This window comes from Paraburkholderia sp. RL17-347-BIC-D (assembly GCF_046027915.1).
Lineage (GTDB): Bacteria > Pseudomonadota > Gammaproteobacteria > Burkholderiales > Burkholderiaceae > Paraburkholderia.
This window is the reverse complement of sequence record NZ_JARESS010000032.1, coordinates 50,267-71,320: the sequence shown is the minus strand read 5'-3', so window position 1 is coordinate 71,320 and position 21,054 is coordinate 50,267. Positions and strand designations below refer to the sequence as shown.

The 21,054-nt window shown below is 57.9% G+C and carries 19 protein-coding genes; 14 read left to right on the top strand and 5 right to left on the bottom strand.

Features of this window, described 5'->3' with window-relative positions; translation table 11 throughout:
- Positions 1–171 precede the first annotated feature (171 nt).
- The 5 genes from P0D96_RS32490 (at position 172) to P0D96_RS32470 (ending at position 4,591) form a co-directional block, all read left to right on the top strand.
- Positions 172–477, top strand: a complete 306-nt coding sequence (locus tag P0D96_RS32490) for a putative quinol monooxygenase (RefSeq protein ID WP_408317607.1) — start codon at positions 172–174, stop codon at positions 475–477.
- Between the two features lie 268 nt (positions 478–745).
- The gene (locus P0D96_RS32485) at positions 746–1,576 is read left to right on the top strand and encodes an SMP-30/gluconolactonase/LRE family protein (protein WP_408317605.1); all 831 of its coding nucleotides are present in this window, start codon (positions 746–748) and stop codon (positions 1,574–1,576) included.
- Positions 1,577–1,773: 197 nt separating this feature from the next.
- The gene (locus P0D96_RS32480; RefSeq protein ID WP_408317603.1) at positions 1,774–2,550 is read left to right on the top strand and encodes an SDR family oxidoreductase; all 777 of its coding nucleotides are present in this window, start codon (positions 1,774–1,776) and stop codon (positions 2,548–2,550) included.
- Positions 2,551–2,887: 337 nt separating this feature from the next.
- Complete coding sequence (locus P0D96_RS32475; RefSeq protein ID WP_408317601.1) at positions 2,888–3,940, top strand: NAD(P)-dependent alcohol dehydrogenase; 1,053 nt, start codon at positions 2,888–2,890, stop codon at positions 3,938–3,940.
- Between the two features lie 186 nt (positions 3,941–4,126).
- Complete coding sequence (locus P0D96_RS32470) at positions 4,127–4,591, top strand: hypothetical protein (RefSeq protein WP_408317599.1); 465 nt, start codon at positions 4,127–4,129, stop codon at positions 4,589–4,591.
- 217 nt (positions 4,592–4,808) lie between these two features.
- Here the strand turns inward: P0D96_RS32470 and P0D96_RS32465 are convergent, their stop codons facing one another.
- A complete protein-coding gene (locus tag P0D96_RS32465; protein WP_408317597.1) occupies positions 4,809–5,087 on the bottom strand; it encodes a DUF4148 domain-containing protein in 279 nt (92 codons plus the stop codon).
- Positions 5,088–5,402: 315 nt separating this feature from the next.
- Between P0D96_RS32465 and P0D96_RS32460 the strand changes: the two genes are divergently transcribed.
- The gene (locus P0D96_RS32460; protein WP_317015851.1) at positions 5,403–6,296 is read left to right on the top strand and encodes a LysR family transcriptional regulator; all 894 of its coding nucleotides are present in this window, start codon (positions 5,403–5,405) and stop codon (positions 6,294–6,296) included.
- A gap of 70 nt (positions 6,297–6,366) precedes the next feature.
- Here P0D96_RS32460 and P0D96_RS32455 read toward each other — a convergent pair whose 3' ends face one another.
- From P0D96_RS32455 to P0D96_RS32440, 4 genes are all read right to left on the bottom strand, one after another.
- On the bottom strand, positions 6,367–6,882 hold the full coding sequence (locus tag P0D96_RS32455; RefSeq protein ID WP_408317595.1) for a cyclophilin-like fold protein: 516 nt from the start codon (positions 6,880–6,882) through the stop codon (positions 6,367–6,369).
- 97 nt (positions 6,883–6,979) lie between these two features.
- A complete protein-coding gene (locus P0D96_RS32450) occupies positions 6,980–9,205 on the bottom strand; it encodes a xanthine dehydrogenase family protein molybdopterin-binding subunit (RefSeq protein WP_408317593.1) in 2,226 nt (741 codons plus the stop codon).
- Between the two features lie 22 nt (positions 9,206–9,227).
- Complete coding sequence (locus tag P0D96_RS32445; protein ID WP_408317591.1) at positions 9,228–10,208, bottom strand: FAD binding domain-containing protein; 981 nt, start codon at positions 10,206–10,208, stop codon at positions 9,228–9,230.
- Positions 10,208–10,897, bottom strand: coding sequence for a (2Fe-2S)-binding protein (locus tag P0D96_RS32440; protein WP_408317589.1), 690 nt, complete (start codon positions 10,895–10,897; stop codon positions 10,208–10,210). The genes P0D96_RS32445 and P0D96_RS32440 overlap by 1 nt, the downstream gene beginning before the upstream one ends.
- A gap of 813 nt (positions 10,898–11,710) precedes the next feature.
- On the opposite strand from P0D96_RS32440, the gene P0D96_RS32435 reads away from it, so the two are divergent.
- From P0D96_RS32435 to P0D96_RS32400, 8 genes are all read left to right on the top strand, one after another.
- Positions 11,711–12,895 (top strand): MFS transporter, encoded by a 1,185-nt coding sequence (locus P0D96_RS32435; protein ID WP_408317587.1) that lies wholly within the window; start codon positions 11,711–11,713, stop codon positions 12,893–12,895.
- 209 nt (positions 12,896–13,104) lie between these two features.
- The gene (tnpA, locus tag P0D96_RS32430; protein ID WP_408317585.1) at positions 13,105–13,602 is read left to right on the top strand and encodes an IS66-like element accessory protein TnpA; all 498 of its coding nucleotides are present in this window, start codon (positions 13,105–13,107) and stop codon (positions 13,600–13,602) included.
- Complete coding sequence (gene tnpB, locus P0D96_RS32425; protein ID WP_408317583.1) at positions 13,583–13,936, top strand: IS66 family insertion sequence element accessory protein TnpB; 354 nt, start codon at positions 13,583–13,585, stop codon at positions 13,934–13,936. The genes tnpA and tnpB overlap by 20 nt, the downstream gene beginning before the upstream one ends.
- Positions 13,937–14,040: 104 nt before the next feature.
- On the top strand, positions 14,041–15,705 hold the full coding sequence (tnpC, locus tag P0D96_RS32420) for an IS66 family transposase (RefSeq protein WP_408317581.1): 1,665 nt from the start codon (positions 14,041–14,043) through the stop codon (positions 15,703–15,705).
- A 125-nt stretch (positions 15,706–15,830) separates the two neighbouring features.
- A complete protein-coding gene (locus P0D96_RS32415; protein WP_408317579.1) occupies positions 15,831–16,958 on the top strand; it encodes a molecular chaperone DnaJ in 1,128 nt (375 codons plus the stop codon).
- A 211-nt stretch (positions 16,959–17,169) separates the two neighbouring features.
- Positions 17,170–18,651 carry an aldehyde dehydrogenase gene (locus P0D96_RS32410; RefSeq protein ID WP_408317578.1) on the top strand — a complete coding sequence of 494 codons (1,482 nt, stop codon included), beginning with the start codon at positions 17,170–17,172 and terminating at the stop codon, positions 18,649–18,651.
- Positions 18,652–18,913: 262 nt separating this feature from the next.
- A complete protein-coding gene (locus P0D96_RS32405; RefSeq protein ID WP_408317576.1) occupies positions 18,914–19,831 on the top strand; it encodes an NAD(P)-dependent oxidoreductase in 918 nt (305 codons plus the stop codon).
- Entirely contained in the window at positions 19,828–20,709 is an 882-nt protein-coding gene (locus tag P0D96_RS32400) for an NAD(P)-dependent oxidoreductase (RefSeq protein WP_408317574.1), read from the top strand. The genes P0D96_RS32405 and P0D96_RS32400 overlap by 4 nt, the downstream gene beginning before the upstream one ends.
- Positions 20,710–21,054 lie beyond the last annotated feature (345 nt).

Here is a 21,054-nt window from a genome sequence, read left to right as displayed (position 1 = left end):
GCTGCGCGGGCGATCGCCGATAGACCTACTTAAGGGTTAAACCCGACTCTTGCAGGCGGCTCTTTGCCCGGCAGTCGGCGCCTTCCGGGATAGGTCGCCTGAACAGCGCTTTCTTTATGAAATGCTTGCGTATATCCTCGCCTCTCATTTCCAATTTCATAGGAGTACAACATGTCCGAGGTATCCGCAATTGCTATCTCCGTCGCAAAACCCGGGTTTGAGGAGAAACTGGCCGATGCACTCGACGCGTTGCTTGCACCCACTCACAGGGAGAAGGGAATGCTTGAATACGAGATGTATCGCGATATGCGGGAGCCCCGCTGCTTCGTCTTCATCGAGCGGTGGGAAAACGAAGAGGCTTTTAACGCGCACTGCAACGCCCCTCATGTCAGCGCTTACCTTGAAACAACAGACGGTTGGGTCGAGAGCAACAAGATTCATGTCTTAAGAAAAGGAAAGGAGCATCGCGCAGGCTAGCGGAACCGGGAAGACACCTGCGCAGTCGCGCCGGTAGTGCGGTGCCTATGAACGCGGCTGCGGGCTTCCCCGTTCCGGTTTCCTGATTGCAGTCCAGTGTGCCCAAACCGTGTCGTTAGATTGTCGGGGCATCCCTCCGCGCAAACCGCTGTCAGCCCAACTTACCGTCGAAGCAATAAAAACGAACTAGACCTAACGACGGCGCGAGCAATAAGCTAGTTGGGACGGAGACACATCACAGCGTCACTCCCACTACAAGAGAATATTCATGAAAGAGCATCAGGCGACGCTCGTCGCTGACGGCTTCGTCTTCTTGGAGGCGCCCAGATGGTACGACAACCGCCTTTGGGTCTCGGATGTCTTCGATTTCAAGCTTTATACCGTATCTGAAGACGGCACTCGCAGCGTGGTGTGCAACGTACCGGGCCGGCCAGCCGGAATCGGGTTTTTGCCGGATAAAACTCCCATCGTGGTGTCCTGCGCCGATAAAAAACTCATGAAGGTGTTGGAGGGCGTTTTGTCTGTGTACGCGGACCTGACGGATGTCGCGGCTGGCGACCTCAACGATCTGGTTGTAGACGACATGGGTCGAGCTTACGTAGGCAACTTCGGGTATGACCTCTTCGGCGGAGCGCCGGTAGAAGCGACTGAGATGCACGTCGTTGAGCCCGACGGCTCTATTCGGGTGGCCGCCAGCGGACTTGAATTCCCCAACGGAGCGGTCATCAAGGATGACGGACGTACGCTGGTCGTGGCCGAAACATGGAGCGGGAAGCTCACCGCCTATGACCGGGCCGTAAATGGGGATTTATCTCATCGCCGCCTTTTCGCAGATCTGGGCGGCAGGCAGCCTGATGGGATCTGCGTCGATAAGCACGGAGCCATCTGGGCCGGTTGCTATAACACGGGTGAATTCATCCGTGTAATCGAGGGCGGCGAAATTACAGACTGCGTCAAATTCGAAGGCAACGCCGTCTCATGCGCGATGGGTGGACGAAACGGAACCACGCTGTATTGCTGTGTTTATCTGGGAACAGATGAACAACTGCAAGCGCGGCAGCCACACAGTGCTATTTACAAGGCCGAACTAGCCGCCTGAAGTACGGCGTACAAGGCGCAAGCATAGTGCGCAGAGCTGTTCGTTCAATGTCTGGACTGATGCAAAACTTCGGACCCGCGTTGAGCACCGGTCTCACCTTTTTCGAACCGTCGGAATAACTACAGTCGGTTCCGCCCATATGTCTGGCGAAATATCGCTCGCCTTCGGAGCGAGTAACTTAACGGAGATAGGAAGCAATGACGACTCATCGCAAGTGGAACTATGAAGGCAAGGTGGCATTCGTTACCGGCGCGGCAAACGGAATCGGGCAGGCAACAGCGCTAGCTTTCGCGCAGGAGGGCGCTGACGTCGTCGTTGTGGACCTCTCGGAAGAAGGTGCCAAGGCGACTGCACAGATGATCGAACAGGAAGGCGTGCGCGCGCTTGCTGTGAAATGCGACGTTTCGAAACCGGCAGACGTTCAGGCAGCTCTTGCCGCGACCATCGATAAATTCGGTCGACTCGACTTCGCTTTCAACAACGCAGGCATCGAGCAACCGCTCGCCTACACCGCAGATATAAGCGACGAGGGTTTCGAGCGCATTGTGCGCGTCAATCTCGGCGGCGTCTTCTATTGCATGAAGTATCAGATTCCAATCATGCTCAAGAACGGTGGTGGTTCGATCGTGAACACGTCTTCGGGCGCAGGCGTTGTTGGAATCCGTGGTCAGGGCGCCTACTGTGCCACCAAGCACGGGGTCATCGGCCTGACAAAGTCCGCCGCTCTGGAGTACGGGAAGGACGGTGTCCGGATCAACGCTGTGTGTCCGGGCATTATCGACACACCGATGATTGGTCGCTTCACTCAGGGTACCGAAGAGAATCGGCAGCGGATGATTGCGCAAGAGCCGATTGGTCGCCTCGGTCGGCCCGAGGAGATTGCCAACACGGTTCTCTGGCTGTGCTCCGACGTAGCCGGATTTGCAATTGGCCACGCTTTAGTCATTGACGGTGGACAGACAGCAGGCCTGTAAATATCACACGGCCGCGCACCCGCCCGCACAACGATACATGGACGGCCGTCTAGGCGTGCACCATGCCTCGCTCGGCATGCGCGGCCACCGACGTGACCAGGCAACCAGGCGGGCTGAGTCCGCCGCCGCGACTCATGAGCACAGCTCATAGCACCATGCGTCTGTGCTGCTTAATTCCTCGTCGATCTTTTCATACAATCGACTATTCCGACGTCCGAACAGTCCAGCAGGCGTCCACGATCGGTGTCAGGTTCTCAAAGCGCTAGACACTCATATCCGCAAGCATGCCAACTGCTGCCGGATTCTACTTCTCTCATTTATCCCAAGGAGTTCCGCGATGAAGACCCGAGGCTTTGCCGTTCAAACCCCGACCTCACCCCTCCAACCGTATGACTTCGAGCGGCGCGAGTTGCGACTCAACGATGTTGCAATTGAGATCCTGTACTGTGGAGTCTGTCACTCCGACCTGCATCAGGCTCGTAACGACTGGGGTTGGTCCAACTATCCGCTGGTGCCGGGTCATGAGATTGTGGGCCGCGTCATTGATGTGGCACCACACGCGAAGCGCTATAAGGTCGGTGACCACGTCGCCGTCGGCTGTATGGTGGACAGCTGCATGACATGTGACCAATGCCGCAAGGGCCTGGAGCAGCTGTGCCGCGAAGGAAACACGCAAACTTACTGTGGGTTCGATCGGGTCACGAATGAGCCGACGAAGGGAGGCTATTCGAAACATATCGTGGTCCGCGAGGACTTCGTGCTTCGCGTGCCCGACAGTCTTGTCCTCTCCCGTGTGGCCCCGCTGCTCTGCGCGGGCATCACGACCTACTCTCCCTTGCGCACATGGGCGGTCGGTCCCGGCAGCCGGGTCGGCGTCATCGGTCTGGGCGGCCTTGGGCATATGGCAGTGAAGCTCGCGTCGGCTCTAGGTGCGACCGTGACCGTGGTGAGCCGCACGCCTGACAAGGCGGCTGATGCGAGAGAACTCGGTGCCGACGCACTTCTGCTCTCCACCGACAACGCAGCGATGGAGAAGGCCGCATCCAGTTTCGACCTCATCATAGACACCATTCCGGTCCGTCATGACCTGAATCCTTACCTGCCGCTGCTCGACGTCGACGGCACTATCGTTCTCGTCGGTCAGGTAGGCCCGCTTGCTGAACCAAGCACGGTTCCGCTCATTGTCGGTCGTCGACGCATCGCTGGTTCGCCGATTGGCGGCATCCTGGAAACTCAGGAAATGCTCGACTTCTGCGGGCGCAAGAACATCCTGCCGGACTGCGAAATGATTCGTATGGATCAGATCAACGAAGCGTGGGAACGGATGGAGCGGGCCGACGTGCGCTACCGCTTCGTGATTGACATGGCTTCCCTCTCATTGCCGGCGTAAGCAGCAGGTCCGGCTAAAGCCCTTCTAGCAGGGCGTTCTTCCGTACGCCATAGTTGTGTAAGCCATACAGGGCCAGGGCTTTATCCCAATCGTTCCCGGAGGCGCCTGGTAGGTTGCTGGCTTGCTGCCAAAAAGCCTCGTCGAAATCTGCGCAACTATCGGCTCAAGGTCGATGGAGGCTCTTTGATGAAACGCTTCGCCTCGGGACTATTGATTTTTCTTGCAGCCATTTCCGCAACTTTGGGATTCGCCGCCTATGCGTATCTTCAGCAGCCGTTGTTTGGAAACCTGCTGGATAATGGCCGCCTGTCGCGCATCGAACAATCCCCTAACTACGCAAACGGAAGGTTCCACAACCAGATCGATACGCCACTACATACAGCCGGCAGCTCGGAGCTCTCCATGTGGATGGAGCTGATCTTCGGAAAAAAGGGAGCGCCGCGGCCGCAAGGCGTTATTCCGTCCGAGAAGACGGACCTCACGGCACTTGTCCGGCAGAGAAGCTCGCCGTATGGCTCGGGCACAACTCATATTTCGTGCAACTGGCTGGCAAGCGAATTCTCATTGATCCCGTGTTCAGCACCAATGCGGCGCCCAATGGGGGGAGAAAGTGCGATAGGTCTAGATCGTCACATTCACGAAGAATCGTAGAAAAGCTCTGTTGCGCCTGCCAGGGCAATCGACCGCTCCGCGAATGAAATGAGTGGGTGGGATTTACGTAGGTCGACGCGCGATCTCGCCAAGCGGATCGGCAGCTAAGGCAATGGAGCTATGGAACGCCCGTCCCATAGCTCCGCTTGCTGCAAATGCCACAAGGACGTGCTCATGTGCTGAGAGGTTTGCGTCTGTGCAGTTGTGAACTGGACAATCAATCGCAGTGACTGGCGCCATTGGCCTTGTTGACTGCGAGTTGAGGCAGAGTTCCTCCCGCTCTAGCCGTCATCACCCTGGCTGAAGCTGCACGGGCGTCGTCAACCCAGGTACGCGGATTTTGACGTGCGGGGTTGTACCCAGCTGCTTCGTACTCAGCCATGTCTTGACGGACCTGCTCTCGCGTCAACCCTTGCGTCGAAGAGGTCTGCGCCGATGCAAACAGAGGAGCGGAAAGGCCGAATGCTATAACGAGAAGATTGAGGCGTCGATTCATGATCGCTACTCCAGAAAGATTGGTAATGGCATGCCCGCCCGCTTCGTTGAAAGGGAAAAATGGCACCCGGATCGATGTCTCGCACCAGATACTGCCTCTACACCGTGCATTTGTGTCGAAGGCCGCCGCGCACGGTTTGTGAGCAACCTTCTCAATGCATATGCTAAAGGTTTACGCCTATTGAATTAAGTAGCTGCGCCCACTTGGACTTATTAGTATCATTCATCAATTACCGTACCAGCGGAGCTTGTACCCTCGATAAACGCTATCGGTGCCGCGGGCCTGTGAACCGCTTTCTACGAAGGGTAAGGTGAGATGCCTAGAGAAAACCTGAACGATATCCTTGTGTTTCTCGCCGTCGCGCGCGAGAAGAGCTTTACCCGCGCTGCCGCGAAACTCGGTGTCTCGCAATCAGCGTTGAGTCATATCATCCGCGACCTCGAAGCCAGGCTCGGTTTGCGCCTTCTCACAAGGACAACCCGCAGCGTTTCGACAACAGAAGCGGGCGAGGAACTATTCCAGGCGGTAGCGCCTAAGATTGAAGAGATTGATGCCAGCCTTGCGGCCTTGTCCGACTTCAGGGACAAGCCCGCGGGCGTGATTCGCATCACTGCCACTGACCACCCCATCGACACCGTCATCTGGCCGAAGCTGCGCAAGCTTCTGCACGCGTATCCTGACATTAAAGTGGAGGTCACGGTCGACTATGGCCTCTCGAACATTGTCGAAGATCGTTATGATGTCGGCGTGCGTTTCGGGGACCAGGTCGCGAAAGACATGATCGCAGTCCGCATCAGTCCCGACATTCCGATGACAATTGTAGGAGCACCATCGTATCTCGCGAACAGGACGGTTCCAGACACTCCCGAGGACCTTCTTGATCACCAATGCATAAGCTTGCGTATGACGACGACGAAGGCACTATACGCCTGGGAATTGAAGAAAGGAAAACGCGAAACACAGGCGCGCGTCAGCGGACAACTCACCGTCAACACGCAGCCGCAAATGATCAGAGGGGCCCTCGAAGGCTTCGGCCTGGCTTTTGTCCCGGAGGACGCTGTGCGCGACCATCTTCGCAAGGGTGAATTAGTCAGCGTACTCAAGGACTGGTGTCCGACATGGCCGGGCTACCACGTTTATTATCCGAGCCGGCGCCAGACTTCACGTGCGTTTTCCCTGGTGATCGACGCATTGAAGCACCGAACCTAGGCCGCTTCGCCAGTCCCTGCCGGGGATACTTCAGCTAAACTCTTAATAGCCTAGCGGGTCGCGCGTCTGTTCAGGGCGAGCGCTCGATGGAGATCTCGACTGCGCCGGGCACATTGAAAGCCTCGATTCCTGAATCGATGTGACCTATGTTGATGATGCCTGGAGACGGTATCCTTTCGCCGTCCTGGTGGTAATAGATCGCAATATCGTGGCCCGGTGACCAGTAACCGATGTCGCCTACCTTATAGACTTCACTGCTCGGCCCACCTGTTGAAATGCCCTTAGGCAGCGGCCCTGCTTTCTCCCGTCCGAACAAGTCACGCGTCGCGACGCGAATTGGGAGAAGAGCGGCGAACTCACGCGCGGTTGGATTGTCGCCCAGTGTCGCCTGAAGCTCTTTTCCTGCCACTTTGATTGTGATCTTAATTGAGGGAACGTTGTGGGCGGGAGTGATAGCGCTTTGGTTCGTCGCAGCTGCGGTGTTGGAAGCACCATTCAGCTCCCCTGCCGTTGCGCTCGGTCCTGCGAGAAAGAGGGATAGCATGATTAGAACAAGAACGCCTCTAGACATTTTCCGATCGGACATTCTGGCTCCTGACCACATAGTGAACGAAGTCGCACTCATTGTTGACACCCGGTGAGCCCACGACAGAGCACCATTCAAAACACTGCGCGACCTGCGTTCACGCAACGCCCCGTAATTGACTCGAGACTTTCTCAAGCGTTATTGGAAGGTCTCGCACCCTGACACCAGTTGCGTGATGAACGGCATTGGCCACGGCTGCTGCCAACCCGGTCGTGCCGATCTCGCCAATGCCTCTGGCGCCGAATTCATTCAGATGCAGATCCGGATAGTCGAGCAGCAGAACATCGATCTCGGGCTGATCAGCATGCACCGGAACGACATACTCCGCGTAGTTATTGTTCGCAGGCAGGCCGGAGCGTGCGTCGTATTCGGTTGCCTCGAACAGGGCCATGCCGATACCCATCACAACGGCACCCTCGACCTGATTGCGCGCCGTCAGCGGGTTGATCACGCGACCCACGTCAATTGCACTCACTACACGGGCGACTCGTAAATGCGAAATGCCGGGATCCCAACGAACTTCGACGAAATGTGCTCCAAATGAACGGAAGGAGAACTTGTCGGTCGGCGTGCCACCGGTGTGCGCATAACCCTCGGCGTCTGCAAGACGCTGACCTTTCAACACCGACGTAAAGTCCACCTTGCGACTCCCGTCGGTGAGACTCCCTTCCTGGAAGGTGAGAGTCTCTTTCTTCACACCGACGAAAGGCCCCGAGGGCGAAGTTGCATAATCCTTTAACTGATTGACTGCCTGGCGCGTTGCCTCGGCGATCGCAGGTAACAGGCTCGCGGTGACCCACGAACCGCCGGACAGCGGAGCCGAGGGATATGCTGTGTCGCCGAGCGTGACCTGAATCTTTTCCAGCGGAAGCCCCGTCACGCTGGCCACTACCTGGGCAGCAATAGTGTACGTTCCGGTTCCAATGTCCTGGACCGCACACGTTACAGCCGCCATCCCGTCGCTGCGCAACTGTACCCGAGCCTCGGCCGGTGTTCGAAATGCATCCCAGTTACAGGCTGCCACGCCATAGCCGACAATCTCGTTGCCCTCGCGCATCGAACCGGGATGCGGCGAACGGTTCTTCCATTCGAACTTCTCCGCACCTTGCAGAATGGCTTCCCGAAGATGATTGCTCGACCAGGGAAGGTTCTTGCTTTCATCGATCGTCGAAATGTTCTTCAAACGGAAAGCCACCGGGTCCATACCAACGTCTAGCGCAAGTTCGTCCATCGCCGACTCTAGCGCAAACAGCCCCGGTGCCGCACCCGGTGCGCGCATGGAAGTGGGCGAGCCGCGATTGACCTTGGTCGTCTTGTGGCTGACATGCACATTTGCGCACGAATATAGGCTCTGTGACACCACGGCGCACGTTTCCGTGTAGTCGTCCGTGAACGAGGTTGTGTTGATCGCCTCGTGACGAAGCGACGTCAGCTTGCCTTGTTCATCACACGACAGCCGCATGTGTTGAAGCGTTTCGGGCCGATGACCCGTTGTCGTAAACATCTGCGCGCGCGGAACGACGAGCTTGACGGGTCGTCCGACTACACGTGCCGCAGCGCTTGCAGCGACGGAATGCGGCCAGATAAACAACTTGCTGCCGAATCCCGAACCGATGAATGGTGCCTCGACCGTAACCTGATCGGGTGTGAGCCCGAAAATGCGCGCAAGCGAGTTCCTGTGTACCACCACGCCTTGCGTTGCTTCGTAGACGTGGAGGCGGCCGGCCTGCCAGCTCGCGACCGTCGCATGCATTTCCATGGGATTGTGCGTTTCCACCGGCGTGCGATACGCGAAATCAATCTTATGAAGTGCACTATTGAATGCGCTTGCCGCGTCGCCGCGGGTGTGACCGTTAGTGCCGTCTTTCAATCCGGAAATCTTGACGCCTTCATCCAGACTCGTGATAGGCTGGCTCTTGCCGTATGTCACCTTCACCAGACTGGCGGCTTCTCGCGCATGCTCAAATGTGTCTGCCACGACGAGCGCGACGAATTGGCCCGCGTAATTGACGGTCGCATCCTCGAACGGTAGACGGTTCTCGTCAGTCCGTGACGCCGTCAGGATAGTGGGCAGAGTGAGGTTTATAGGCGTACGGTAAAGCCGAGGAAAGTTCTCGTGATCGAGTATCGTGATGACACCAGGCACGCGTTTCGCCGCCGTAGTATCGATTCGCAGCACGCGCCCACTCGCAACTGTGCTGAAAACGCCATATGCGTGCACAAGGCCGGGCGGGTTCTGGTCAGCGGTGTATTTCGCTGCGCCCGTCACCTTAAGACGGCCGTCGACCCGTTTTACCGCCTGTCCTATCACTTGATCGCTCATTAATTTCTCTCCATGACACAGGTCAAGCGACCAACGCAGTCAGGTTTCTCAAGACCGCTTGCTGACCGAGGCCAATCTTGAAGCCATTCTGTCCATAGGAGCGCGCGCCCCTGAGCGCAAGTTCCGCTGCTTTCTCGAATGAACTCACGCTCGCGGATTGGCCTATCAGTGCATTCTCCGCTTCGCGTGCCCGCCACGGCTTGGTCGCGACGCCTCCGAGAGCAACGCGGGCCTCCCGGATCCTCTCCCCGTCAAGCGCAATGATTGCCGCGCACGAGGCCAGGGCGAATTGATAGGAAGCGCGGTCCCGGAGTTTCAGATACGCGGAACGACTGCCTTGCATCGGCGCATCGAGAGTCACGTGCGTGATGATTTCACCTGCCTGGAGAGCGTGCTCATTCCATGGCGTGTCTCCAGGCAAGAGATGAAAATCGCCGAAGTCGATTTCACGGGATCCAGCTTGTCCTCGCACGTGAATGGTCGCACCAATGACCGCCATCGCAACACACATATCCGACGGGTGCGCGGCAATGCAGTGCTCACTACCGCCGAGCACAGCGTGCACGTTACGGTTCTGCCCCCCGATGGCGGCACAGCCCGATCCGGAATTGCGCTTGTTGCAAGCTGAGACACCATCCCGGAAGTACCCACAGCGAACACGCTGCATGATATTGCCCGCAGTAGTCGCCTTGTTGCGCAGTTGCGTGCTGGCGCCTGAACGCAGAGCCTGGGAAAGCACCGGGTATTGAACGCGAATGTGTTCGTTGAAGGCCAGTTCAGTATTGGAGACCATGGCGCCGATCTTTACCTTGCCGTCGGGCAACTGCTCGATCTGGTCAAGCGCCAACTTGTGAATATCGACAACGGCCGCCGGCTGCATCACATTCAATTTCATCAAGTCCAGTAGCGTGGTGCCGCCAGCCAGCAGCACCGCGCCTGGCTGTGCAACGCTCTGCACGGCGCTATCTAACGAAACGGCGCGAATGTAGTCGAAATTCTTCATCAGACTGACCTCCCCGCTTTCGCACGCGCGTCCTGAATGGCGGCGACGATGTTCTTGTAGGCACCGCAGCGGCAGATATTCCCACTCATCGCCTCACGCAGCGATTGGTCATCCGCTGCAATGCGCTTATCTTTCAGGATTGCGACCGCGCTCATCATCTGACCTGACGTGCAATAGCCGCACTGATACGCATCGTGCTCCCAGAATGCCTGCTGTACAGGGTGAAGCCGCCCATTCTGTTGCAGTCCTTCGACCGTCGTGATCTCGTCCCCGTCATGCATCACCGCCAGTGACAGGCAGGAGTTCACCGCTGTTTTGTTGACGTGGACCGTGCAGGCACCACATTGACCGTGGTCACAGCCTTTTTTTGTGCCTGTGAGTTGCAGTTGGTCTCTCAAGACGTCGAGAAGAACGGCGTTTGACGCGACGTTTATCTGTCGCATCTCGCCGTTTACCTTCAGGCGGACGGTGTGACCGACGGATTGCGCCGAATCTTGTTGGCCGACTGGCGGCTCTTTGTTAGCTTCGTCAGCCTTCGCCGCAGAAAATAGCCCTGCGTTCGTAGCAGCGACGCCTGACGCACCCATTGATTGCAGAAACCGTCTGCGAGTAACGGGCTTGCGCGCGTCCGAAAAGTCTTGACCCTGAACCTCGCCGTCTTGCGACATCCAGTTCTTCTTTTCTGCCATGCAGAGACCTCCACAAGTTTGTTGAAGCGGACCTTCGAGCGACTTTCGGCAACAAGTGTTCTTCTGCCGATTCGCACGTTAGTGCTTGACACGCGCTATGCATGCCCGGTGCAACCGGCCGGCTGCCGGCGAACAGAGAGCGATGACGGGGCTGACCGCGTGAGACGCACCGGAGCCCTCTTGCTGCAGAAAACTCGTAGAAGCGGCTCGTTCGTGGGCCACAGTCATTGGCGGCACCGATGATGTGTCAAGCCGACACGCGCTCATACGGTAATCTAACCACGACATTAAGCGGCAACTAGACACCAAAAACTCATTGGGCCTATTACCGTCATTCATCAATCAAGAAAGAACAATCCGGGGCTGTCCACTGTCCCCGCCACACCTTATCCGTTATAGCAATGGGATCGCCGCGAGAGGGCCTCCAATCCAGGCTGGCCGACACCGCGCATCGGAGCCGCATTTGCACGACGCAAGGCGCAGTGATCGGGACTTATACCTATTGATAACGAGCGCTCATGAGTCCAATCACCCCGAACGGGTTTATCCAGCGTGGCTGCGGGGCTAAACTACGTTTTAACTGTTCAGCGTCAGATCGCTGAATGAATATATAAATGCCCTCCTCCCTGTCGCTGCTCAAAGAGAACAATCGACAGGCGATTCTCGCCGATTGAAATCACGTCCGCGTGTATGCAACGTCTGGCTACGCGTTAACCGATCAGTGCCACAGCGTCGTCAACTGACTGTTTATCGGCTGGACGATGACCATTGGTTCGCGAGAACGCGTAGGGCGATTGAAAATGAGGGAGTTGAATGTCGACGCTGATTAACCGCCCATCCATCCCAAATCGGCAAATATGGGCCGCAGTCGGTTCCATGGCGATGTGCGCCGCAATGTTGATTGCGTCCGAGTTCATGCCGGTCAGTCTTCTGACGCCCATCGCATCGGACCTACGCGCTTCAGTCGGCATGGCGGGCCAGGCAATCTCCATTTCGGGGCTGTTCGCCGTCGTGACAAGCCTCGCTATTCCGTCGCTCACGAGTCGTCTCGACCGACGCAATGTATTGGCCGGCCTGGCGGGACTAATGTTGGTGTCGCTTATCCTGATCGCTGAAGCCGGCAGCTTCGCGACCTTGATGGCTGCCCGCGCACTGTTGGGAATTACGGTCGGCGGATTCTGGTCGCTCGCCACAGCGACTATCATGCGGCTGGTGCCCGAGGAATCGTTGCCCAAGGCGTTGGGAGTTTTGTACACAGGTAACGCCGTCGCTACGTCCTTTGCTGCCCCGGTTGGCAGCTATCTGGGCAGCGTCATCGGATGGCGAGGCGTTTTCTGGGCGTTGGTCCCAATCGTTGCTATCAACCTCGTTCTCCTGCTGGTCACGATCCCATCCATGAAGAGCGAACGGTCGCACCAAAACGGCAACGTGCTCTCTCTACTCTGGCGCCCCCACGTGGCGTTTGCCATGCTTGGCGTGATGCTTACGTTCGGCGGTGCCTTCGCCGTATTCACCTATTTCCGGCCGTTCTTCGAGTCGTACACGCACGTCGATGTCGCCGAACTGTCGATGCTTTTGCTTGGCATGGGTCTAGCCGGTTTCGCGGGTACATATGGCGCGAGCGCAATCATGAGCAAACGTCTGTACCATCTTCTGATGGGTCTGCCTGTTGCACTGGCTGCAGTGACGATCGCCTTACTTCCAGCCGGCCACAATTTCTGGGCTGTAGCGACCCTGGTGATTGCATGGGGAGCGGTGAATGCTGCGATCCCTGTCGCATGGTCAACCTGGCCTTCGAAAGGAGTAAAGGACAAGCCGGAGAGCGGGGGCGGCTTGATGGTTGCATCGATACAGCTATCCATCATGGTGGGTGCAGAGCTGGGCGGCACGCTTCTCGACCACTATTCCATCGGAGCGACATTTATTGGCGGCGCCGCGCTTCTGATTCTCTCCGCAATCGTGATCGGCAGTGGCAGACGCCTTCAGCCTCGCGCATGAGCAAGGCGCAATGGTCGCAGGCAGCTTGCCTTAACGTCGGTTAGCGGCGTTGAGGCAGTGAGCCGTGTGGCAGCGGTATTGGGTTCATCCCCCGCTTCCGACACCGGTTAGCCAAACTTTCCCTTAGAGAGTAAGCGGTGAAATAAGCGCACATGGTTTCCTGAGGCTTGATCGCGCAGCATATGTCCACCTCATTGACAGGTGGACATATGACGCAGAATCCCTCAGATCCCTTGAAGCTTGAGCCCGTCGGGGTGAGCAGTGATGGCCGACGACGCTACTATGACGAAGAGGCCAAACAGAAGCTGGTCGAGGCCTGCCTGCAGCCGGGCGTGTCTTTGGCTGGCATGGCGCTCAAGGCTGGTGTGAACGCGAACCTGCTGCGCCGGTGGGTCAGCAAGCACCAGGAGAAACGCAACGGCACCCCTGCGATGGACGTAATCGAAGGTACGCCGTCGGCGTTCGTGCCGGTCGTCGAGATCGGCCGCACCGACGCGCAGCCGAGGCGATCCGGACCGCAATCGGAACTCCTGCCGGCGCACGGCGAATCCGTGCGCAGCTCGCTGCGCCCACCGGCACCGTCACGGCTGACGGTGGAAATGCCCAATGGCATTACGCTCAAGCTCGAGTGTAGCGGGCAGGACACGACGTTGGTGTCGGCGATGATCGAAACGCTGGGGCGCTACCATGTTCCGGCTGGACGCTGAACTGCGGGTCTACCTGCACTGCGACGCGGTCGATTTTAGGAACGGGATTAACGGTCTCGTTATCCTGGTCGAGCAGTCCATGCAGCTTGACCCATTTGCCCGTGCGGTCTTCGCCTTCCGTAACAAGCGTGCGAACCGTATCAAGCTGCTGTTTTATGAGCGCTCGGGTTTCTGGCTGATGATGAAACGGTTAGAGGTTGACCGTTTCGTCTGGCCACGTCGACAGCAGGCGGTGATGGAACTTACGAGCGAGCAACTTCACTGGTTACTCGAAGGCATCGACATCGACGCGGTGCGTCGTCACCCTTCGAGGCAGTACCGACACGTGAGTTGAACGTTCAGTAGCCGCGCGCCGGGCGTGGTGCGCGCGACGCCCGGCGCGATTGTTACACTTTGACGTAAACCCATTCGTTGTGCAGCTTCGCTATCGTGGAGCACATGAATACCGACGCGCGCTCCCCGTCCGCTGAGGACGATCTCAAACAGCTCTCCCCCGAGGCGCTGATCGAGCGCATTCTCGAGCTTCAGTCCCATAACCAGCAACTGGCGCAACGCATTGGGCAACTCGAGGAGTTGTTCCGTCTGGCGCAGCTCAAGCGCTTCGCGCCGAGCAGCGAGAAACTCAGGGATCGCGTGTTCGACGAAGCCGAGCAGATCGCCGCGGCCGAACCCGGTGACGATGATTTGGATGATGCATTCGCGCTGCCCGATACGGGACTGCCGGAGGTTGGCAAATCCGAGCACGGTAAGCGGGGACGCAAGCCGCTGCCGGCCGAGCTGCCGCGCCGGCGTATCGAGTACGATCTGCCCGATGAGCAGAAGACCTGTGCGTGCTGTCAAAATGCGTTGCACCGCATGGGCGAACAGACGAGCGAGCAGTTGCACATCGAGATCAAGGCGTTGGTGCTGCAACATGTGCGCTTCAAATACGCGTGCCGCCACTGCGAGCGCAACGCCGAACGCACGCCGATGGTAATCGCGTCGATGCCCGTGCAGCCGTTGCCGGGTAGCAGCGCGAGCGCGGCGATGATTGCGACGGTGACAACCGGCAAATATGTTGACGGCACGCCGCTGTACCGGATGGAACACGCGTTGGCCCGCGCGGGCATTGCGGTGAGCCGCGGCACGCTGGTGAACTGGATCATCAGGCCTGCCGAGATGCACTACAGCCGGCTGTACGAAGCGATGCACCAAACACTGTTGTCGCAGCCGCTGATTCACGGCGACGAGACGACGGTGCAGGTTCTCAAGGAAGAAGGCAAGACGCCGCAAAGCACGAGTTATATGTGGACGTACAGAAGTGCCGGGGACAGCGAGCAGCCGGTGGTGCTGTTCGACTACCAACCCGGGCGTGGGCAGCAATATCCGCAAGCGTTTCTCGCTGGCTACGAAGGCATGCTGATGACCGATGGATACAGTGCCTGGCGAACGCTCGAAGGCGTCACTCACTTCGGCTGTATCGCCCATTCACGGCGCATGTTCGTCGACGCGCACAAGGGACAGAAGAAGAAAACGGGTGGTCGCGCGCTGCAAGCGCTTGAGTACTTCAAGGCGCTCTATCAGGTCGAGACGCTTGCTCGCACGGGACTGCCCAATGGCGAGGCGCGAGCCGACTACACCTACCGGCTGCGGCAGCAACATAGCGTGCCGTTGCTAGAAGCGCTCAAGACATGGCTGGATACGCAGGCGCCCCAGGTTCTGCCTGAGAGCCTGTTGGGCAAGGCGATCAGTTACACGAGAAACCAATGGGAATATCTAAGCCGCTACGTGATCGATGGGCGTGCGCCCGTGGATAACAACATTCTGGAAAGAGACATCAGGCCATTTGCAACAGCGAGACATTCGTGGCTCTTCTCTGACACAGTTGCGGGCGCGAAGGCGAGTGCCATGGTCTACAGCCTCGTGCTGACGTGCCGGGCCTGCAATGTCGAGCCCTATGCGTATCTGCATCATGTGCTGACCGAAATGCCACAACGGGCATCGGACGCTGACATCAGCGACCTGCTGCCGTTTAACTTCGCCAAACGAGTGCAGCTCGCTACAACCCCCCTGAAGCACCCCGATCTGGGGTCCAGTCCGCGTTCTCCACGAGCTCCGGCATAGGTCGATCATCGGTCGGCAACGTGCGCGTGTTCGCTATCGCACCGCGGGCGCCAGCGCGTTGCAACCGCGACCTCGGCTAAAATAGCGGGGTGCTCGCTCTCGCATCAACCAGCGGAAATCATCCCATGACCAGGACAAATCTCAGGTCCATCAGCCTTGCTCCCGACCATAACAAGTCTCATCTGTCGAAGGGGCAAAAGGCGTTCAACACGCTGATCAAGCAGATCGAAAAGCGGCGCGCCCGGCTGAGTGCCTGGGAGGCTGCAATGCCTGCCTTCCATCGGAAATATCTAAGCGAGTTCGCTCCCCTTGAGCAAACTTCCATCGACTTGCGCGCCAAGCTCGTGCATCGCCTGGACCAGGCGTACGGTCAGAAGGGGCTGACCAAATCCGAGCGGCGCACGATTGCAGACCTGATCAGCGACCTGGCAGGTGAGCTGGTTGCGCAGAGTGATGATCTGGAGCTTAAAACGATTTACAACCGATATAGCGAATCTGACTTTGACAGTGAAGCCGCCGCCGAGTTGGACGACATGAAATCGGCGCTCGAGGCCATGCTCGGGGTCGAGCTGGGCGACGACGTTGATATGAGTTCTCCCGAGGATGTACTGCAGCGCGCCCATGCGCAAATGGAACAGCTGCAGGCACAAGATGCACTCGAAAACCAGGCTCGGGAAGCGCGCCGCGCCAAACGAAAAAAGACACCCAGGCAACTCGCAGCAGAGGCACGAGAACAAGTTGAGCAGGCCGAACTGAGCTTATCCATCCGCGAGGTCTATCGCAAACTGGCCAGCGCCTTGCATCCCGACCGCGAAACCGATCCGCAGGAGCGTGATCGGAAGACCGCTCTGATGCAAAGGGCCAACCAGGCATATAGCAAAAACAGCCTGTTGCAATTACTTGAGTTGCAGTTGGAGCTGGAACATATCGACCAAAGCGCCATCAACAACATCGGCGAAGACCGGTTGAAACATTACAACAAGATTCTGAAGGAACAGGTCGGTGAACTCGACCACGAAATCCTGCATGTCGAGAACGGATTCAAGCACAGCTACGGAATTCCGCCCTTCATCGATGTGTCGCCCAGCTCCATCATGCGCAATCTAGCCGCCGATATCTTCTCGCTGCAGGAGAGCCTCCACGCCCTTGAACGTGACCTGCTCGTATTCGACGACGTCAAGCAACTTAAGGGCTGGCTAAAGTTCGTGAAACGGTCATTAGCCACGCCGCGTTTCGACGATATGCCGTTCTAGGGGAGCGCCGCTCCTCATGCTTCTTCCGTAGTGTGGAGAAAACACCGCTTACCTTAGAGAAGCAAATCCGACTCGACGCTTGCGCCACTCCTGTACACAATCTTAATAGCACGACCATTCACCGCATGCTGGCTGGCGCAAATAGTTCCGTCCGCGCTGTGAGCAGGCGGCGCAACGTCTGGTGCGATGGCTCGCCCATGGAGATAGACGGATGAAGAAGTATCAGCTCTGGATCGACGGAAAGGCCGAAAACCCTGCAAGAGGCGAGTGGATCGACACATTCAATCCATACTCCGGCGAGCCGTGGGCACAGATCCCTCGTGGCACCGCTGAAGATTCGGCACGCGCCGTAGAGGCTGCCAGGCGCGCAATGGATGTTGGCCCTTGGGGCAAGATGACGGCTACCGAGCGCGGCAAGGTGATGCGACGCATCGGCGACCTCGTCGTTCAGCACGCCGGAAGCCTTGCCGAGATAGAGACCCGGGACAACGGCAAAGTCCTCACGGAAATGCAGGGTCAACTAAAGACTATCCCTGAGTATTGGTACTACTACGGCGGACTGGCCGACAAAATTGAAGGCGCGATCATGCCGGTAGAAAAAGCGGACGTCTTCGCTTTCACCACGCATGAGCCGGTGGGCGTCGTGGCTGCGCTGACGGCGTGGAATTCCCCACTTCAATTTCTGTCCATGAAGTGTGCTCCCGCTCTTGCAGCCGGATGCGCGGTCGTTGTCAAACCTTCAGAGTTCGCGTCAGCGAGCTCGCTGGAGTTTGCCGCTCTTACCAAAGAAGCGGGACTGCCCGACGGGGTTTTGAACATCGTCACGGGCTTCGGCAACGAGGTCGGCGCTGCTCTGGTCGAGCACAAAGACATTGCCAAAATCACCTTCACCGGATCAGACGTTACTGGCGCGCGAATTTATGAAACTGCCGCGCGAGGGATGAAGCGCGTCGCAATGGAATTAGGCGGCAAGTCGCCGAATATCGTCTTCGGGGATGCTGATCTTGAAGCTGCGGCAGTCGGCGTCGTGTCAGGCATCTTTGGGGCTGCGGGCCAGATGTGCATTGCCGGATCGCGGCTCCTCGTGCAGAACTCGATCAAGGAAAGTTTCACTGAGCAACTGGTTGCCCTTGCACGAGGCGTGCGGCTAGGCGACCCGATGCAGCCGACGACAGATGTTGGTCCAATCACTACGCCCGCGCAATACGCGAAGGTGCTGGACTACATTGAGGTCGCGCGGCGCGACGGCGCTCGTTGCATCCTGGGTGGTAAACCAGCTGAGGGGCCGGGCCTTACGGGCGGCCAGTTCGTTGAGCCCACCATCTTCACTGGAGTGACCAACGACATGCGCATTGCGCAGGAGGAAGTCTTTGGCCCCGTACTCTCTGTCATAGGCTTTGACGACGAACAACACGCTGTCCAGTTGGGTAACAGCGTCATATACGGCCTGGTAGCTGGCGTCTGGACCGGAAACATCGGTCGGGCGATGCGCATGACGAAGGCGCTCAAAGCCGGGACCGTCTGGGTCAACACGTACCGTGCGTATAGTTTCATGATGCCATTCGGCGGGATGAAGATGTCGGGCCTCGGCCGGGAGAACGGGATAGAAGCCGTCCACGAATTTCTCGAAACGAAAAGTGTGTTTCTGTCCACCTCCGACAAGCCCCCAGTCAATCCATTCCTCCATCGTTAGCAAGCGCATTTCTAGGAGCTGAACAGCTTCAACGAACCTTCGCATCTCCATGTTGGCCCGCAGTTCATCCTGGGGACTTTTTTTCTGCCTCTGTGCGGCAGTCGTCTGCGACCTGCCGCGGCCCGGTAAGTGCGGCTTACCGACCTGCGAAGAAAATGCGACTCGACGTGCTCCGCTGCAAAGCGCACGATAGCGTAACGTCGCTTTTTGATGCGACAGTCCGCCGAGGACAGCGTCGGCAGTAAAAGCAAGGAGGAGATACATGCGAGTCGGGTATATCGGGTTGGGCGCCATGGGTGGCGCGCTTGCCCATCATCTGATCGGCAAGTTTCCATTGAGCGTGTTCGACCTGAATCGAAAGGCTGTGGATGCCTTCGTCGAACTCGGTGCGACAGCGGCGGCGACACCTGCAGAACTCGCGCGTAACAGCGAGGTAGTGTTGCTTTGTCTGCCCAGAAGCTCGGATGTTGAAGCGGTGCTCTTCGGCGCGGACGGTGTGGCGCAAGGGCTTTCGTCCGGCAAGATCGTTGTGGACCAAACTAGCGGTGTACCAGCACAGACGCGAGAATTCGCCCGACAGCTTGAGGAGGTGGGTGTTCCGCTGTTTGACGCTCCGGTCTCCGGAGCGATGGCGACGGCAATTGCGGGAACCATCTCCATTATTGCATCCGGTCCGCACAAATCTTTTCAGACGGTTTTACCGATCTTGCAGTCGATCAGTCCCAACGTCTTCCATTGCGGAGAACGGGTTGGTAACGGGCAGACGATGAAGACCGTGAACAACATGATGAATGTCAGCTGCCGACTCGCAACACTGGAAGTTGTCGCGATGGGGCGTAAATTCGGCCTGCCGCTCGAAGTTATGACGGAGGCGATCAACGCCACGACGGCACGAAACTACACGTCCCAAGGAATGTTGCCCGCCATTGCCCAAGGTCGCAAGTCCACCAAGTTCTGGCTCGCCCTTCAGGTCAAGGACATCCACCAGGCAATCGGATTGGCCGCGGAGCAGCGCGTCCCCATGCCGATCGGGGGCGCAGCACGCTCGATCCTGCAGATCGGCCTCAATTCGCTGGGTAAGGACGCAGAACTCGAGCAAATGATTGGCGTCATCGAGTCGATGGCAGACACAAAGTTTGTCGACGCGGCGACAAACGTAAAGTCCCTGGAGGCAAAATGACTACGATTGGACTGGCAGGAAGCGGTGAGCTTGCCTCGTTTGTAGCTCGCCAGTTGACAAAGTCGCACACTGTTCGCGTTCTGGACACGAACAACGGCTCTCTGCATTGCGACGGTGCAGAACGCGTAGACAACGCTACTGATCTGGCCAAAGACGCGGACCTCGTCGTCCTCTGCATCGACTCAGACGAGGTGAGAGAAGCATTGCTACGAAGCCCGGATTGGCTGAAGGCAGGCTCCGCAAAAAATAGAGTCCTGATCGACATGAGCCAAGGCGATCCCGACGATACGAGGTCGCTTGCCAAAGACTTGAGCGAACTCGGAATTACTTTCGTCGATGCGCCTCTACACACGGAAAACACCGAAGAAGCTCCGGAGGCAACGGCCATCTTCTTCGGAGGATCAGAAACCGTCCTCCAGTCGGTGCGAAGCGTTCTTGAAGCGGTCTGTCCGAAAGTCATTCACTGCGGCGGTGCAGGCAGCGGTCACGCCATGCGCCTGGTCGTCGCGGCAATCGCGGCGTGCAATCGTCTCATTACCTATGAATGCGCTGCGATGGGTGCCAGTAACGGACTCACGATCGCCGACATGGCCGTCGTGCTGAACAAGAGTTCCGGCTATAACAGCGCGTCGGCACGGGTTCTTCCGGCGCTCACAGCGAACAGGCAAACCGCCAATGTCACGCTGGGCAGTTGGGCAAACGACCTGAGAAAGGCATCGGCCGTAGGTATGCGTTACGGAGCACCGATGCTCATCGCGACAATGGCCCGCTCCACGCTGGATGCTGCTTCAAACAGGCTTGGCGAGTCGGTCAGCGTCGATCGACTCGCGCAGATTTGGGAACTTGACTCCGGGCTCCCGGCACCGGGTGCGGGTTAGTCGCACAGACCTACCGCAAGGCGATGAAAGGAGAGCGACGGCATGCAGGACCTAATATTTGCGCAGTCGCGCCAAACTGTCTACCACGTTTGTTTGCGACGAGAGCTTCTGCTGGGTCCGTCCGCCTGCGGTTGACCACGTCACAAGAAAAGACAATCGGTGCTGGGACTGCAGCGAAGTCTGTTCACGAACACCGACGCTGATGCGGGTCAACACTGCGTGCGATCGGTGTCCGCGTTCGTGCACGAAGCCGGCACGTCCTCTCAAGCAAAGTACTGCGCTCGTGCTTGAGGTGATTCAGCAGTCGCGAGCCATTGTGCGAGTGTCGGCACGGCGCATCAGCAG